The sequence below is a fragment of the Gilvimarinus sp. 1_MG-2023 genome (assembly GCF_030548285.1).
Map to the genome: position 1 here is coordinate 1 of NZ_JAUOSC010000754.1, position 295 is coordinate 295.

Annotated in this window: 1 pseudogene; it reads left to right on the top strand. The window is 60.0% G+C overall.

Annotated elements, in window-relative coordinates:
- Positions 1–295: pseudogene (locus Q4563_RS18905) on the top strand (tRNA uridine-5-carboxymethylaminomethyl(34) synthesis GTPase MnmE); the annotation flags it as partial.

A 295-nucleotide genomic window follows, 5' to 3' on the forward strand; every position in this document is an offset into this window, starting at 1 on the left:
GGCGTTGGCATTGTGCGAGTTTCCGGCGCGGCAGCGCAAACCATTGCAGAGCGGGTGATTGGTTATCAGCCCCGGCCCCGGCATGCCCATTATGGTGCGCTGAAAGCTGCCTCCGGAGACGTTCTGGATGAAGGGATTACCCTCTTTTTCCCCGGCCCCCACTCGTTTACTGGCGAAGATGTGGTGGAATTCCAGGGTCATGGCGGCCCGGTGGTGCTGGATTTGTTGCTGAATGAACTGGTGTCACAGGGCTGTCGTCTGGCCCGTCCGGGGGAGTTTACCGAACGGGCTTTTC